The sequence below is a fragment of the Streptomyces griseorubiginosus genome, assembly GCF_001514195.1.
GTDB lineage: Bacteria > Actinomycetota > Actinomycetes > Streptomycetales > Streptomycetaceae > Streptomyces > Streptomyces griseorubiginosus.
Window position 1 is genome coordinate 40,825 of record NZ_KQ948737.1, and the last position, 12,513, is coordinate 53,337.

Annotated in this window: 12 protein-coding genes and 1 pseudogene; 3 read left to right on the top strand and 10 right to left on the bottom strand. The window is 71.5% G+C overall.

Annotated elements, in window-relative coordinates:
- Positions 1 to 179: 179 nt before the first annotated feature.
- The 8 genes and pseudogenes from ppdK to AQJ54_RS18770 all read right to left on the bottom strand — a co-directional run bounded on the left by ppdK (position 180) and on the right by AQJ54_RS18770 (position 7,107).
- Complete coding sequence (gene ppdK, locus AQJ54_RS18735; protein WP_062238759.1) at positions 180 to 2,867, bottom strand: pyruvate, phosphate dikinase; 2,688 nt, start codon at positions 2,865 to 2,867, stop codon at positions 180 to 182.
- A 56-nt stretch (positions 2,868 to 2,923) separates the two neighbouring features.
- Positions 2,924 to 4,231 (bottom strand): Acg family FMN-binding oxidoreductase, encoded by a 1,308-nt coding sequence (locus tag AQJ54_RS47590; protein ID WP_346265463.1) that lies wholly within the window; start codon positions 4,229 to 4,231, stop codon positions 2,924 to 2,926.
- Positions 4,232 to 4,246: 15 nt separating this feature from the next.
- Complete coding sequence (locus tag AQJ54_RS18750) at positions 4,247 to 4,513, bottom strand: SHOCT domain-containing protein (RefSeq protein ID WP_062019256.1); 267 nt, start codon at positions 4,511 to 4,513, stop codon at positions 4,247 to 4,249.
- Between the two features lie 137 nt (positions 4,514 to 4,650).
- Positions 4,651 to 4,932: pseudogene (locus AQJ54_RS18755) on the bottom strand (universal stress protein); the annotation flags it as partial.
- A gap of 194 nt (positions 4,933 to 5,126) precedes the next feature.
- A complete protein-coding gene (locus AQJ54_RS18760; RefSeq protein WP_243659379.1) occupies positions 5,127 to 5,438 on the bottom strand; it encodes an Hsp20/alpha crystallin family protein in 312 nt (103 codons plus the stop codon).
- Positions 5,435 to 5,563, bottom strand: coding sequence for a hypothetical protein (locus tag AQJ54_RS47395; RefSeq protein ID WP_279389246.1), 129 nt, complete (start codon positions 5,561 to 5,563; stop codon positions 5,435 to 5,437). Before AQJ54_RS47395 ends, AQJ54_RS18760 begins: the two co-directional genes overlap by 4 nt.
- Positions 5,564 to 5,698: 135 nt before the next feature.
- On the bottom strand, positions 5,699 to 6,262 hold the full coding sequence (locus AQJ54_RS18765) for an Rv1733c family protein (protein WP_062238764.1): 564 nt from the start codon (positions 6,260 to 6,262) through the stop codon (positions 5,699 to 5,701).
- Between the two features lie 104 nt (positions 6,263 to 6,366).
- Positions 6,367 to 7,107: a CBS domain-containing protein gene (locus AQJ54_RS18770; RefSeq protein ID WP_062019262.1), complete on the bottom strand. Its 741-nt coding sequence runs from the start codon at positions 7,105 to 7,107 to the stop codon at positions 6,367 to 6,369.
- Between the two features lie 329 nt (positions 7,108 to 7,436).
- On the opposite strand from AQJ54_RS18770, the gene AQJ54_RS18775 reads away from it, so the two are divergent.
- Positions 7,437 to 8,120 (top strand): DUF4389 domain-containing protein, encoded by a 684-nt coding sequence (locus tag AQJ54_RS18775; RefSeq protein WP_062238766.1) that lies wholly within the window; start codon positions 7,437 to 7,439, stop codon positions 8,118 to 8,120.
- Positions 8,121 to 8,356: 236 nt separating this feature from the next.
- Here the strand turns inward: AQJ54_RS18775 and AQJ54_RS18780 are convergent, their stop codons facing one another.
- Together AQJ54_RS18780 and gap are read right to left on the bottom strand one after the other, a co-directional pair.
- Complete coding sequence (locus tag AQJ54_RS18780; protein ID WP_062238768.1) at positions 8,357 to 10,081, bottom strand: GAF domain-containing sensor histidine kinase; 1,725 nt, start codon at positions 10,079 to 10,081, stop codon at positions 8,357 to 8,359.
- A gap of 116 nt (positions 10,082 to 10,197) precedes the next feature.
- The gene (gene gap / locus AQJ54_RS18785) at positions 10,198 to 11,226 is read right to left on the bottom strand and encodes a type I glyceraldehyde-3-phosphate dehydrogenase (RefSeq protein WP_062238770.1); all 1,029 of its coding nucleotides are present in this window, start codon (positions 11,224 to 11,226) and stop codon (positions 10,198 to 10,200) included.
- 216 nt (positions 11,227 to 11,442) lie between these two features.
- On the opposite strand from gap, the gene AQJ54_RS18790 reads away from it, so the two are divergent.
- Entirely contained in the window at positions 11,443 to 11,841 is a 399-nt protein-coding gene (locus tag AQJ54_RS18790; protein ID WP_062238772.1) for a hypothetical protein, read from the top strand.
- A 202-nt stretch (positions 11,842 to 12,043) separates the two neighbouring features.
- The gene (locus AQJ54_RS18795) at positions 12,044 to 12,496 is read left to right on the top strand and encodes a pyridoxamine 5'-phosphate oxidase family protein (protein ID WP_062238773.1); all 453 of its coding nucleotides are present in this window, start codon (positions 12,044 to 12,046) and stop codon (positions 12,494 to 12,496) included.
- Positions 12,497 to 12,513 lie beyond the last annotated feature (17 nt).

The window sequence follows — 12,513 nt, forward strand, 5'->3', positions numbered from 1 at the left end:
GAGCGGCCGGACCAGAGGCGGTGCCGAGGAGACGCGGGTGCTGGTCGTGGAGGACGACCGCGGCATCGCCGAGTCCCTGGTGCGCGGCGGTGTGCCGGAGGCTGCGTGCCCGGTCGGATGCGTTCACCACCACTGCCCGCCTTCCGGGTGAGGGCCACCCAGCGTCCCCCGTCGAGGGATCACCTCGTCTCGCTGGTGGCCGTGGTGTCGACGAGCGCCGCCCGGCCGGCCTCCAGACGCGCCGCCGGGATGCGGAAGGGCGAGCAGGAGACATAGTCCAGGCCCGCCCGATGGAAGAAGTGGATGGAGGCCGGGTCACCGCCGTGCTCGCCGCACACGCCCGTCTCCAGTCCCGGATCGACCTCGTGGGCCGCCGCGACGGCCATCTCCACCAGCCTGCCCACGCCCTCCTGGTCGATCGACTCGAAGGGCGAGACCGTGAAGACGCCCTTGTCCAGGTAGAGCGGGAAGAAGGAGGCCTCGGCGTCGTCGCGGGACAGCCCCCAGGTCGTCTGGGTCAGGTCGTTCGTGCCGAAGGAGAAGAAGTCGGCGCCCTCGGCGATCCGGGCCGCGGTGAGCGCGGCGCGGGGCAGCTCGATCATCGTGCCGATCGGGCAGTCCAGCGGTGTGCCGGTCTCGGCGGCGACCTCGGCAAGGACCCGTTCGGTCTCCGCGCGGGCCAGGCGGAGTTCCTCCACCGTGCCGACCAACGGGATCATGATCTCGGCGCACGGTCGGCCGCCGTCGCCCACGCGCCGTACGACCGCCTCGGCGATCGCCCGCACCTGCATGGCCATCAGCCCGGGCACGGCCAGGCCCAGACGGACCCCGCGCAGGCCCAGCATGGGGTTCTGTTCGTGCATCCGCTCGACGGCGTCCAGGAGTTGACGGTCGTGGGGGTCCGGGTGGACCGACTGGGCGAGGCGGACGGCGAGTTCGGTGCGGTCGGGCAGGAACTCGTGCAGCGGCGGGTCGATGAGCCGGATCGTCACCGGCAGGCCGTCCATCGCCTCCAGGATGGCGGTGAAGTCCGCGCGCTGGAGCGGCAGCAGGGCCTCCAGCGCCTGAGCGCGCGCGGTGTCGTCGCGGGCCAGGATCATCGCCTCGACCAGGGCCCTGCGCTCACCGAGGAACATGTGCTCGGTGCGGCACAGTCCGATGCCCTGGGCGCCCAACGCCCGTGCCCGTACCGCGTCTTCGGGTGTGTCGGCGTTGGCACGCACCTGAAGACGCCGGACCGCGTCGGCGTGTGCCAGCGCGCCGAGGACGGCCTCGGTGAGCGCCCCCTCGCCCGTGCCGGACTCCAGTGCGCGACCGACGTCGGACGCGGTCAGCGGCAGGGCGCCGAGGTGGACGGTGCCCGCGGTGCCGTCGACGGAGACGGTGTCGCCCTCGTGGACCACCGTGCCGGAAGAGGTGCTGAAGCGGCGCGCGACGGGGTCGACGGAGAGGTCCTCCGCGCCGCACACGCACACCTTGCCCATCCCGCGGGCCACGACCGCCGCATGACTGGTCTTTCCGCCCCGGCTGGTCAGCACCGCCTGGGCGGCGATCATGCCGGGCAGGTCGTCGGGGGTGGTCTCCCTGCGGACCAGGACCACCTGTTCACCGGCGGCGGCCCGCCGTACGGCCTCGGCGGAGTCGAAGACGACGGCGCCGACGGCGGCACCCGGCGAGGCGGGGATCCCGTGGGCGAGGGGCGCGTCGGTGGCCTTGACGTCGAAGCGGGGGAACATCAGGCGGGTGAGTTCGGCGCCGCTCACCCGGGTGAGGGCTTCGTCCGCCGTGACGGTGCCCTCCTCGCGCAGGTCGTGGGCGATACGGAAGGCGGCCTCGGCGGTGCGCTTGCCGACGCGGGTCTGCAGGATCCACAGCCGCCCGCGCTCCACGGTGAACTCGACGTCGCACAGGTCGCGGTAGTGGCCCTCCAACGTCCGCATGTGGTCGCCCAGTTCGACGTAGGAGCGGGGGTCGAGCTGCTTCATCTCGCTGATCGGCAGCGCGTCACGTACGCCCGCGACGACGTCCTCGCCCTGGGCGTCCGGCAGGTAGTCGCCGTACAGCCCGCGCGCGCCGGTGGCGGGATCGCGGGTGAAGGCGACTCCGGTGCCGGAATCCGGACCGAGGTTGCCGAAGACCATGGCCTGCACGTTGACGGCCGTGCCCAGGTCCTCGGGGATGTGCTCACGGTGGCGGTAGACACGGGCGCGTTCGCCGTTCCAGGAGTCGAAGACGGCACGGACGGCGCGGGCGAGCTGCTCGGCCGGGTCCTGGGGGAAGTCCTCGCCGGTCTCCCTGCGGATCAGCGCCTTGAACTCCTCCACCAGCACGACGAGTTCGGTGGTGGCGAGTTCGTGGTCGGTGGCCACTCCCAGCGCGGTCCGGTGGGCGGCGATGGCTTCCTCGAACAGGTCGCCGTCCACCCCCATCACGGTGTGGCCGAACATCTGCACGAGGCGCCGGTAGGAGTCCCAGGCGGAGCGTTCGTCACCGGTCACCTTGGCGAACCCGGCGACGGAGTCGTCGTTCAGGCCGATGTCGAGGATCGTGTCCATCATGCCGGGCATCGAGAAGCGAGCGCCCGAGCGGACGGACACCAGCAGCGGGTCGTCGTCGGCGCCGAGGGTGCGGCCCATGGCGTGTTCCAGTCCGGCCAGGGCCCGGGCGGCCTCGACACCCAGTTCGGGCGGCTCCTCGCCGGTGGCCAGATAGACCTTGCAGGCCTCGGTCGTCACCGTGAACCCGGGCGGCACGGGCAGTCCCAGCCGGGTCATCTCGGCCAGTCCGGCGCCCTTGCCGCCCAGGAGTGCGGCCATCTCCCGGCTGCCCTCGGCGAACGTGTACACGTACTTCGTCGGCGTGCTCATCACGGCTCCAGACCTCTCGCTCGTGGGATCTCGCTCATGGCTCTCGCTGATGGATCTCACTCATGGGGAACGACGGCCACGGGGCAGCCGGCGTGTTGGATGACTGCGTGCGCGACGGGCCCGGTACGGGCGGGCGCCGGCCCCTGCGCGATCCGGCGGCCCACGACGAGCAGGCTCGCTCCGGAGGCAGCGTGGATCAACGGAGCGGCGGGCCGGCCCTCGGTGAGGGTCTCGACGACCTCGACGCCGGGGTACTTGTCGCGCCAGGTCTGCAGGACGGCGGCCATGAAGTCCCGCCATTCGTCGGCGCGCCACGGCGCCTCGATCAGACCGATCTCCCCGGGACCGAATCCGAACGGCACAGGCGACTGCCAGGCATGCACCGCCCGCAGCCGGCTCCCACGATCCCGCGCGGCCTCGAAGGCGAACTCGATCACCTCGTCGCACGGGTCCGCCAGGTCGAGTCCCAGGACCACGTCCCGCCGACCGCTCCCCTGGGGCCCGGCGGTCTCGTACCCGTCCGCGCCCGTTCCGCCCGCCGGTACGAGGACGACCGGCCGAGCGGCCCGCGCGACGACGCCGAGGGCGACCGATCCCACCAGGAATCCCGTGAAACCGCTCAGCCCTCGTGAGCCCAGCACGAGCACGTCCGCTTGTGCGGCCGCCCGCAACAGGGCCGCAGTGGCGGGCCCCTCCACCTGCTCCTCCTCGAAGCGCACCTGCGGACAGCGGCCGGAGCGTGGGCGCGGCCCGAGGGCGTGGTCCGGGATCCCGTCGGTGGCCTGTGCGCCCCTGTGAGTCCACCGCCGCAGGTCCTCCAGGCGCTCCGGATCCAGCGCGTCGCGCCCCTCCGCATCCCGGACGTGGTCGAGCAGGGCCTCCAGGTGCCATGCACCGGGGAAGAGGAGCTGTGCGCCCTCCCGGGCGGCGGCGTCCCGCAGCGCCTGCTGCACGTCGGCCGGTACAGGCCGGTCGGCGAACGGCTGGCGGCTGGTGTGGCGCCGCTCGATCGCGGGGAACAGCGTGGACGCTTCGCGGTCGGGCGGGCCGAGGCCACCGATGCGGACCGCGGCCAGCAGGTACGGGTCGGATGGATCGGGCAGCAGCCGGGACTGGATGTCCAGGCCCAGGTGCGCCGCCGCAACGCGAAGGTTGAACAGGGCCGCGCCGCAACCGAGGTGCAGGGCACGGTGGTCGGGGTCGGTGCGGGGCATCGCGCGGCGGAGGTCGGCGCGCAGTTCGACAGTGCGTGTGGCGGAGCGCCAACAGAACTGCCACGGCTGGGCGTTGTGCAGCGAGGGAGCGGCCGTCGCGGCCGTCACCAACGCCGTGACGGTCTCCTCGTCGTACGGAGGCGCATGCATGGCTGCCACCTCCCCTCAGCGTTTGGTGAGACCGACGTCGTCGGAGTCCAGCACGGACATACGGCGCCGGTACTCCTCCTCGTCGATCTCGCCCCGGGCGAAGCGCTCGGCGAGCAGTTGCTCGGGGGACGGTGGGACGTGGGTGGGCGGCTGCTGCGGACCAACCGTCAGGGATCGGTACAGCAGGACGGCGACGGTGATGATCAGGGCCCAGAACAGGACCCCGCCGACCGATGCGGCGAACCAGTCCCAGCCTGACATGTCGTGGTGGTTCGGATACATGGCGTTCACTCCCTCGCTGCCGAGTCCTCAGGGGTGCGGCCCACAGCGACCGGACAGTCGAGGTGCTGGACGGCCCCTTTGGTGACGGGACCGGTTCGGGGTCCCACGAGCCGCTCGGCGAGCCGGTGACCGACGACCCGGGCGGCCACGGTCAGACCGACCGAGCCGAGCAGCAAGCCCTTCAGCCCGCCGCGTCCACGGGAGCCCGTCAACAGCGCGCAGGCGTTGTGGCCCGCACGCAACAGCACCTCCACCGCCGCGTCTTCGGCAACCACGTCCGCCGAAGCCTTCACCTCGGGACGGCGCCGCTGGACGCGCTCCCCGGCGGTGCCGTGCCGGACCGCTTCGTCCGTCGCCCGGTCGAGCGCCACCAGGCTCAAGTCCGATCCGTCGACTCCCACGATCAGGGGCAGCTCCATCGTCCTCACCGCCTTTCGTCGTACCGTGCGGGTGTACGGCTCAGGGGTCCACCATCACGGTCGCGCGGTCGGCCGGGCGCCGCCAGAGGCCGTTCGGCCCCCGCCTGGGAGGCCAGGAGCGAGGCCCAGTGGCAGCACGCCGTGAGTGGGTGTGCGCCTGGGCAACGGTCCGGGTGCACACCCACTGCTCCCGCTCACCGCTGCACGCGTTCAGCCCTGCTGCACGGAATGGTCCTCGCCCCCGTCTCCAGCTCCGATACCGGAACCGTGATGGTGGGCACGCTGTCCTCGTACTCTGGCGTGGCATCGTCACCCTCGGCTCCGGCCGGGAGCCGTACGGAACGGGTCAAGGTGCCGTAGCGGAACTCGGTGTGGTGCTTGTCCTCGGTCTCCTCGGTCCGCTCCGCGCGCAGTACGAGCACCCCCTCCGTGACGGTGATCTCGACGTCCTTCGCGGGGTCGACGCCAGGCAGCTCCGCGCGCAGGACGTACGTGCCGTCCGTCAACCGCTCCTCGATGCGGATACCGTGCGTCCCCGGCGCGTGTGCACCACGGGAAGCCCGGTCTCGACCCAGCCGAACAGGTCGGGCAGGGTCGGCCGGCCGGTGAGCCGCTCGAGCATGCCGTCCATGTCCGCCGTCTCCTTCCCTCTTGACGACTCAAGCGTCACGCGCGAGGAGGGGCACGCGCGTAAGCCGGTCCGCCCTGCGAGGGATCCGGTCGGGCTCTTTCGCCCGGTCACGTCCTTGCCCTTCTGCCGCGCCGGTCATGTCCTTCCCCCGCTCGGCGCGACGCGCGCCCACTCCGACTCCCAGTCCCGCATCCGCCGACGGTCCAGACGGAGCCGGGCGAGTCGGCCGCAGCCGAAGGCAACGGCGCCGGTACCGGCCGCGACCAGCACGCCCGTCAACGCCGACTGCAGACCCGCCTGGTCGGCAGCAAGCGGTGCACGGACCAGGTCGCCCTGGCGATCGATCCACACGGCGACCGGGCTCCCCTTCACACGCCCCGGTTCGATCCGGGTCAGTCCGGTGTGTGCGGAACCGTCGGGGGCCGTCCAGCGAACCTTCGCGTGCACCATGTCACCGATGCCGTCCTCCGTGACGGCGGGCGCTGCGTCCGCGTCCTCGGTGAGCACCGCGGACACGGCGTGCACAGCGGCTCTCCGGTGGGCGAGGTCGTCCTCCATGGCCGAGCCCGCCGCCTTTCCCGCGAGCGGGCCGCCGGCCAGGGCCACGATCCAGGTGGTCAGGACGATCCAGGTCTCCACCCTGTCACTGCGCCGACGGAGCGGATTGCGCCGCCACCGCCACAGCAGCTTCCTCCTCATACGCGCGTGCCTCGTCCCTGCCATGGTCCGACACCCCCTGTCCCTTCCTCTCGAACCGCTTTGTGAGCGGACGGACCTCCGACAGGGCCGTCCCGGCACGTCCGTCAGGACGAGCAGCCGTCCGACGCGATCTCGCGGTCCTGGGCTGCATCGTCCGTAGGTGGGGCGTCGGGAAGGTCCGCGTCGAGATCCGGCCTGCGGGGTGGACCCAGAAGCTCGCAGTCCACGCCGACGACTCCTTCCACGGCCCTCACAAGACGGACCGCGACCGGCACGATCGAGGTGTCGCGCACCCGCCCGGTCAGGGTCACGACACCGTCGTGCGCCACCACCCGGATCGGCTTCTCCGGATCGGGAAAGAGGAACGCGACCACCTGATGACGTACCTCGTCCGCAATGTCCTCGTCGTCCCGCAGGAAGACCTTGAGCAGGTCCGAACGGCTCACGATCCCCTCCACGACTCCGTCGGCGTCCACCACGGGCAGTCGCTTGACCTTGCCGCGCGCCATGATCCGCGCCGCCCGGGCGAGGGTCTCGTCGGCCCTGACGGTGACGGCGGGCGCCGTCATCAACTCCTCGGCGGTTCGCGCCCCGGCCTTGGCCAGGTCGGAAAGACGGCGCAGCCGGGCGTATCGGTCCGGGTCGCCGTCGTGGAACTCCTCCTTGGGCAGCAGGTCCGCCTCGGACACCACACCCAGGGCCCGGTGGCCACCGTCGACGACAGGCAGGGCGCTCACGCGCCACCGGCTCATGGCCTTCACGATGTCCTTGAAGACCGTGTCGCCCACCACGGCGACGACGGTGCGGGTCATCACGTCTGCGACGGTGTGCGGGGTGCCGTGCATGGTGGCCTCCGGTGCTCCCGAGATACGAACGGCCGTGCCCTCCTGAGCGGGCGTACCGCGTCCTGACAACAGACTCCGTCGTCGGCGTGCGAAGCACATGGGCCGATCGGTCCCTGTCAAGGTCCTGAGCCGTGCCCGCGGACGGAGGTGGTCCCACGCTCAGGCGCCTCGGCTGGTCCTGGTGCCGGTCTTGGCGCAGGTTCGTCCGGCCTGGGCCCTCGGACCCGTCGGCGGGTCCGGACGGCCCTGGCGGCCGCGTGCGTGCGGCGTTCACGCTGGACACAGGAGGGGTTTCGGCTGTCCCGCCCGGGGCGAAGGAGCTGATCGAGATGACGACCCTGACTGGAGTACCGGACCGACCGGTCCGGGTCGAAGCGGTGCTCGACGCGCCGTTGTCACGATGGCTGTGGCTGGTGAAGTGGATCCTGGTCATCCCCCACTACGTGGTGCTGTTCTTCCTCTGGGTCGGCTTCGTCTTCGTGAGCGTGGTCGCGTTCTTCGCCATCCTGTTCACCGGGCGGTACCCACTCCCCCTGTTCGACTTCAATCTCGGCGTGCTGCGCTGGAGTTGGCGCGTCGCGTACTACTCCTACGGCGCCCTCGCCACGGACCGCTATCCGCCGTTCAGCCTCAAGGAGGAGCCGGACTATCCGGCACGGCTGGACGTCGCCTACCCCGAGCACCTCTCCCGCGGTCTGGTGCTGGTGAAGTGGTGGCTGCTGGCCATTCCGCACTACGTCGTCATCGGGTTCTTCCTCGGCGGCCTGCGCAGGGGCTGGTGGGACGGCGGGCTGATCGCCGTGCTGACGCTCGTCGCGGCCGTGATTCTGACCTTCACCGAGAAGTACCCGAAGCAGATCTTCGACCTGGTGCTCGGCCTCAACCGCTGGGTGCTGAGGGTCGCGGCCTATGTCGCCCTGATGACGGACCAGTACCCACCGTTCCGCCTGGACATGGGAGGCGCGGAACCGGCCGGACCGGAGCAGCGGGACGCCTCGGCGCTCACCCGGTGAGTACGCGGTTTCTCCGGGGTCCGAGGGGAGCCGGGACAGGCGGCTCCCCTCGGGACCTTACGACGACCAGCCACCGGCAGGAACGGTCCGCAGCGGTCGAACGGCCCCCCGCGCCAAGGCCTCCTGGAGGCGGTGTGCTGAGAGGTTCACCGTCAACGGTCGTCGGGCACGCGAAACAGAGCGATGGGTCGCCCGACCGTAACACCTGTCCGCCGGGCCCCTGTTGCCGAGTCGGCTCAGTCGGTCACCGGGACCCGCCACACCAGGGTGGTGCCGCCCGCCTCGGGAGAGTCAATGGTCAGGTCCCCGCCGAGCCCTTCCGCCCGTTCGGCCATGTTGCGCAGCCCGCTGCGGCGGCCCTCGGCCGGAATGCCCACCCCGTCGTCGGACACGGTCAGCCGGACCTCGCGCCCGTCGGTCTCCAGGACCACGTCGGCGCGTCCGGCGCGTGCGTGCCGGGCCACGTTGGTCAGTGCCTCGGAGAGGACGGCGATCACGTCGTCGGCGGTCTCCCGGGGCACGTCGGTGTCCACAAGGCCCTCCATCCGGATGCTGGGGGCGAATCCCAGCACCGGTGCCGCCTCCCCCACCACCCGGACGGTCCGGGCCCGCAGCCCTGTTCCGGCGCCGTCCTCGCGCGAGCGCAGACCGAAGATGGTGGACCTGATGATCTTGATGGTCTCGTCCAGGTCGTCCACCGCGCGTACCACGCGCTCGGCGGCCTCGGCGTTCTCGATGCGGCGCCCGACGCTCTGCAGGGTCATGCCGGTGGCGAACAGTCGCTGGATGGCCAGGTCGTGGAGGTCGCGGGCGATGCGGTCGCGGTCCTTGAGCACCGCGATCTCCTCCGCGTCCCGGCGGCGTTCGGCGAGTTCCATCGCGACGGCGGCCTGCGCGGCGAAACCGCGCAGGGGTTCGATCTCCTTGTCGGTGAAGGGGGTCCGACCGGCCTCGCGGACCAGCAGGACGACCCCGCGTACCCCGTCGGCGCCGGAGCCGATCGGCACTCCGACGGCCGGCCCCAGGCCGCCGAAGCGCTCGGGAGCCGACGAGATCCTCTCGTCGGTGGAGACATCCACGCTGGTCACCGGTGAGGCGGAAGCGAAGACGTGTCCGATGAGACTGCTGTCCAAGGGAAGGACGAGCCCTCGGTGCGCCTCGGCTCCCTGTCCGACGGCAAGTTCCACGGTGAGCGACTCGGTGTCTCCCATAGGGGTCGCGACCAGGGCGAGGGCGGCGCCGGTGTTCTCCCGGGCCCGGTCCGCGATCAGCCGGAGAACCTCCGTGTGCGCGCCGCCCGACATCAGGTTGTGGGTGATCTCCGCGTTGGCCTGAAGCCAGCGCTCGCGCAGGCGGGAGTCCTCGTAGAGGCGGGCGTTGTCGATGGCGACGCCGGCGGCCACCGCCAGCGTCGACAGCACGGCCTCGTCCTCCTCGTCGAACTGCACGCCTCCTCGCTTCTCGGTCAGGTACAGGTTGCCGAAGACCTGGTCCCGGACCCGGATCGGGACGCCGAGGAAGGTGTTCATCGGCGGATGGTGGGGTGGGAACCCGTACGAGGCGGAGTGCGAGGACAGTTTGGTCAGCCGCAGCGGCTCGGGGTGGCGGATCAGCTCCCCGAGGATGCCGTGGCCCTCCGGATAGGGTCCGATCCTGGCGATCTGCTCGTCGGTGACTCCGACGGTGTGGAAGGCGGACAGGCTCCTGCCGTCGGGGCCGATCACGCCGAGTGCCGCGTACCGGGCGTCCACCAGTGCGGCGGCCGCCTCGACGATGCTGTGCAGCGCCTGCTCCAGATCCAGTTCACGGCCGACCGAGAGCACCGCCTCCAGGAGGCTGTGCACCCGGTCGCGGGTGCCGCGGGCCGCGTCGAGTCGGGCCTGCAATTCCTCCAGGAGCTCGTCCAGCCTCAGCTGCGGCAGCCTGATGCGGGCCTTTTCGGTTCCGTCCGAGCCACCCACGTGTGATCCTCCAGCTCCCCGGCCGGGCCAGTACCGTCGAGTGCCACGGTAGTGGTCCGGGGGTCCGGACGGTACGGGATCAGGCGAGCGGTGGTCCCGCACGCGTGGCCGTGGGGTCAGATGCGCGGCAGGCGCTCGCCGACGTACTGGGTCAGGTCGACGAGCCGGTTGGTGTAACCCCACTCGTTGTCGTACCAGCCGAACACCTTGACCAGGTCGCCGTGCGTCTGGGTGAGCGGGGCGTCCAGGACGCAGGACGCGGGGTCTCCCACGATGTCCCGGGAGACGATCGGAGCGTCGGACACTCGCAGGACGCCCTTGAGCGGCCCGTCGGCGGCCTCGCGGAAGGCCGCGTTGACCTCCTCGGCCGTCACCGGCCGTTCCAGCACCACGCTGAGGTCGGTCAGCGACCCGTCCTCGACCGGCACCCGTACGGCGATCCCGTCCAGCGTGCCGGCGAGCTCCGGAAGCACCAGGCCGACCGCGCGGGCGGCCCCGGTGGAGGTGGGGATGATGTTGACGGCGGCGGTGCGGCCACGCCGCAGGTCCTTGTGCGGGCCGTCCAGGACGACTTGGTCGTTGGTGTAGCCGTGGATGGTCGTCATCAGCCCCTTGACCAGGCCGAAGTGCTCGTCGAGCACCTTCACCATGGGGGCCACGCAGTTGGTGGTGCAGGAGGCGTTGGACACGACGTGGTCGCGCTCGGGGTCGTAGGTGCCCTCGTTGACGCCCATGACGAGTGTGGCGTCCACGTCCTTGCCCGGTACGGACAGCAGCACCTTGCGCGCTCCGCCCTTCAGATGGGCCCCGGCCTGCTCGCGGGTGCGGAACCGCCCTGTGGACTCGATGACGATGTCGACGCCGAGCTCGCTCCAGGCCAGCGCGGCCGGGTCGCGTTCGGCGGTGACCGTGATGCGGTGCCCGTCCACGGTCAGGGAGCCCTCGTCGTGCTCGACGGGGCGGCCTATGCGACCGTACGTCGAGTCGTAGGCCAGCAGATGGGCCAGTGCCGCCGGCGAGGTGATGTCGTTGACGGCGACGACCTCCACCGGTGTGCCGGTGCCGTTCTCGGCGCGCTCCAGCACACAGCGCAGGTAGTTGCGTCCGATACGGCCGAAGCCGTTGATGCCCACGCGCACGCTCATGTCCGTCGTCCTCCCCGGTCGATGTCCGTTTGCCTGCCAGTCTGCTGCCGGGGCCGGCAGCGGGGCTTGGGCCGTACGGGGCAACCGGGGGACGTCCGGCCCAACGCCCTCCGGCGGGACCCGACGGCCCCACCGGAGGGCCGAGTGGCCTCTGGGAGCGGCGTGGCACACCGGCCACTCTGGAATCGTCGGCACGAGATCGAAGGGGTGGCACGCATGACTCCCAGGAAGACCGGGGCCGTCGACCCCGTCGCGGGGCCCGTCGGGGTTCGGGCCGAGGGCGACGTGGACGAGCAGGAGCTCGCCTACATCCGGGCCAAGGTGCGGGCGGCACTCGACCGCCCGGGTCTCCCGCCCGCCATCGGTGAGGTGCGGATCTCCCGTGCGATCGCGCATCACGCCGGGCTGCCCTGGACGGCGGGCGGTGAGATACGGGTGGGACGCGACGTGGTGGTCGTGCACGCCCGGGAGGCGAGCGCGCACGAGCTCGCCGACCGGCTGCAGGACCGGCTGCGCGGCCTGGTGGAGCGCCTGACGCACCGCGCGGATGCCGCCCGCCGGGGCGCAGAACCGCCTCCGTGGCGGGGCGGCGGGGCGGGCGAGAGGCAGGGTTAGCAGGGGCGAGGGGCTCCCCGGGACGAAGTCCGGGGAGCCCCTTGTCGTCGCGGCCGTCAGCACCACACAGATCTCGTCTCCGCATGCGGAGGGTCCGGGTGGGTACCGCATCGGGGCCGATCGGCCCTGTCGGCACCGGCGTCGAGCGGCTCAGATGTTTCAACCACGAACAAACGATCCGCACGTTCTCAGGGAATCCGCCATGATCCTCGGCAACGCCCAGCCCGTCCCTTTCGAGCCCCGCCGCAGCACGGGTATCGACAGCGTCGAGGCACTGCGGCTCCTGGGCAGTGTCTCCTTCGGGCGGATCGTCTTCACCCAGCAGGCGCTGCCGACGATCCGCCCGGTCAACCACGTCCTGGCCGACGGCGACATCGTCATCCGCACCCATGCAGGCGCGGCTCTGACGACACGAACCCGGCAGGCTCGGGATCTCGGAGTCGTCGTGGCGTACGAGGCCGACGACATCGACCCGGACACCCATCTCGGCTGGAGCGTGGTGGTCACGGGCTATGCCCGCCTGATCACAGATCCGGAGGAACTGGCCCGGTACCAGGCGCTGTTGCGACCCTGGGCGGAGCAGACCATGGACTACGCGGTCCGCATCCGGCCGGATCTGGTCACAGGGATCCGCCTCACCGCGCCCGGCGCCTGAGCCGTCGCCGGACCGAC

Bases quoted from the DNA above. Each gene is read 5' to 3' on its own strand.
- ppdK (WP_062238759.1), bottom strand. From the start codon at position 2,867: ATGAGCACGCCGACGAAGTACGTGTACACGTTCGCCGAGGGCAGCCGG.
- AQJ54_RS47590 (WP_346265463.1), bottom strand. From the start codon at position 4,231: ATGCATGCGCCTCCGTACGACGAGGAGACCGTCACGGCGTTGGTGACG.
- AQJ54_RS18750 (WP_062019256.1), bottom strand. From the start codon at position 4,513: ATGTATCCGAACCACCACGACATGTCAGGCTGGGACTGGTTCGCCGCA.
- AQJ54_RS47395 (WP_279389246.1), bottom strand. From the start codon at position 5,563: ATGGACGGCATGCTCGAGCGGCTCACCGGCCGGCCGACCCTGCCCGAC.
- AQJ54_RS18765 (WP_062238764.1), bottom strand. From the start codon at position 6,262: ATGAGGAGGAAGCTGCTGTGGCGGTGGCGGCGCAATCCGCTCCGTCGG.
- AQJ54_RS18770 (WP_062019262.1), bottom strand. From the start codon at position 7,107: ATGCACGGCACCCCGCACACCGTCGCAGACGTGATGACCCGCACCGTC.
- AQJ54_RS18775 (WP_062238766.1), top strand. From the start codon at position 7,437: ATGACGACCCTGACTGGAGTACCGGACCGACCGGTCCGGGTCGAAGCG.
- gap (WP_062238770.1), bottom strand. From the start codon at position 11,226: ATGAGCGTGCGCGTGGGCATCAACGGCTTCGGCCGTATCGGACGCAAC.
- AQJ54_RS18790 (WP_062238772.1), top strand. From the start codon at position 11,443: ATGACTCCCAGGAAGACCGGGGCCGTCGACCCCGTCGCGGGGCCCGTC.
- AQJ54_RS18795 (WP_062238773.1), top strand. From the start codon at position 12,044: ATGATCCTCGGCAACGCCCAGCCCGTCCCTTTCGAGCCCCGCCGCAGC.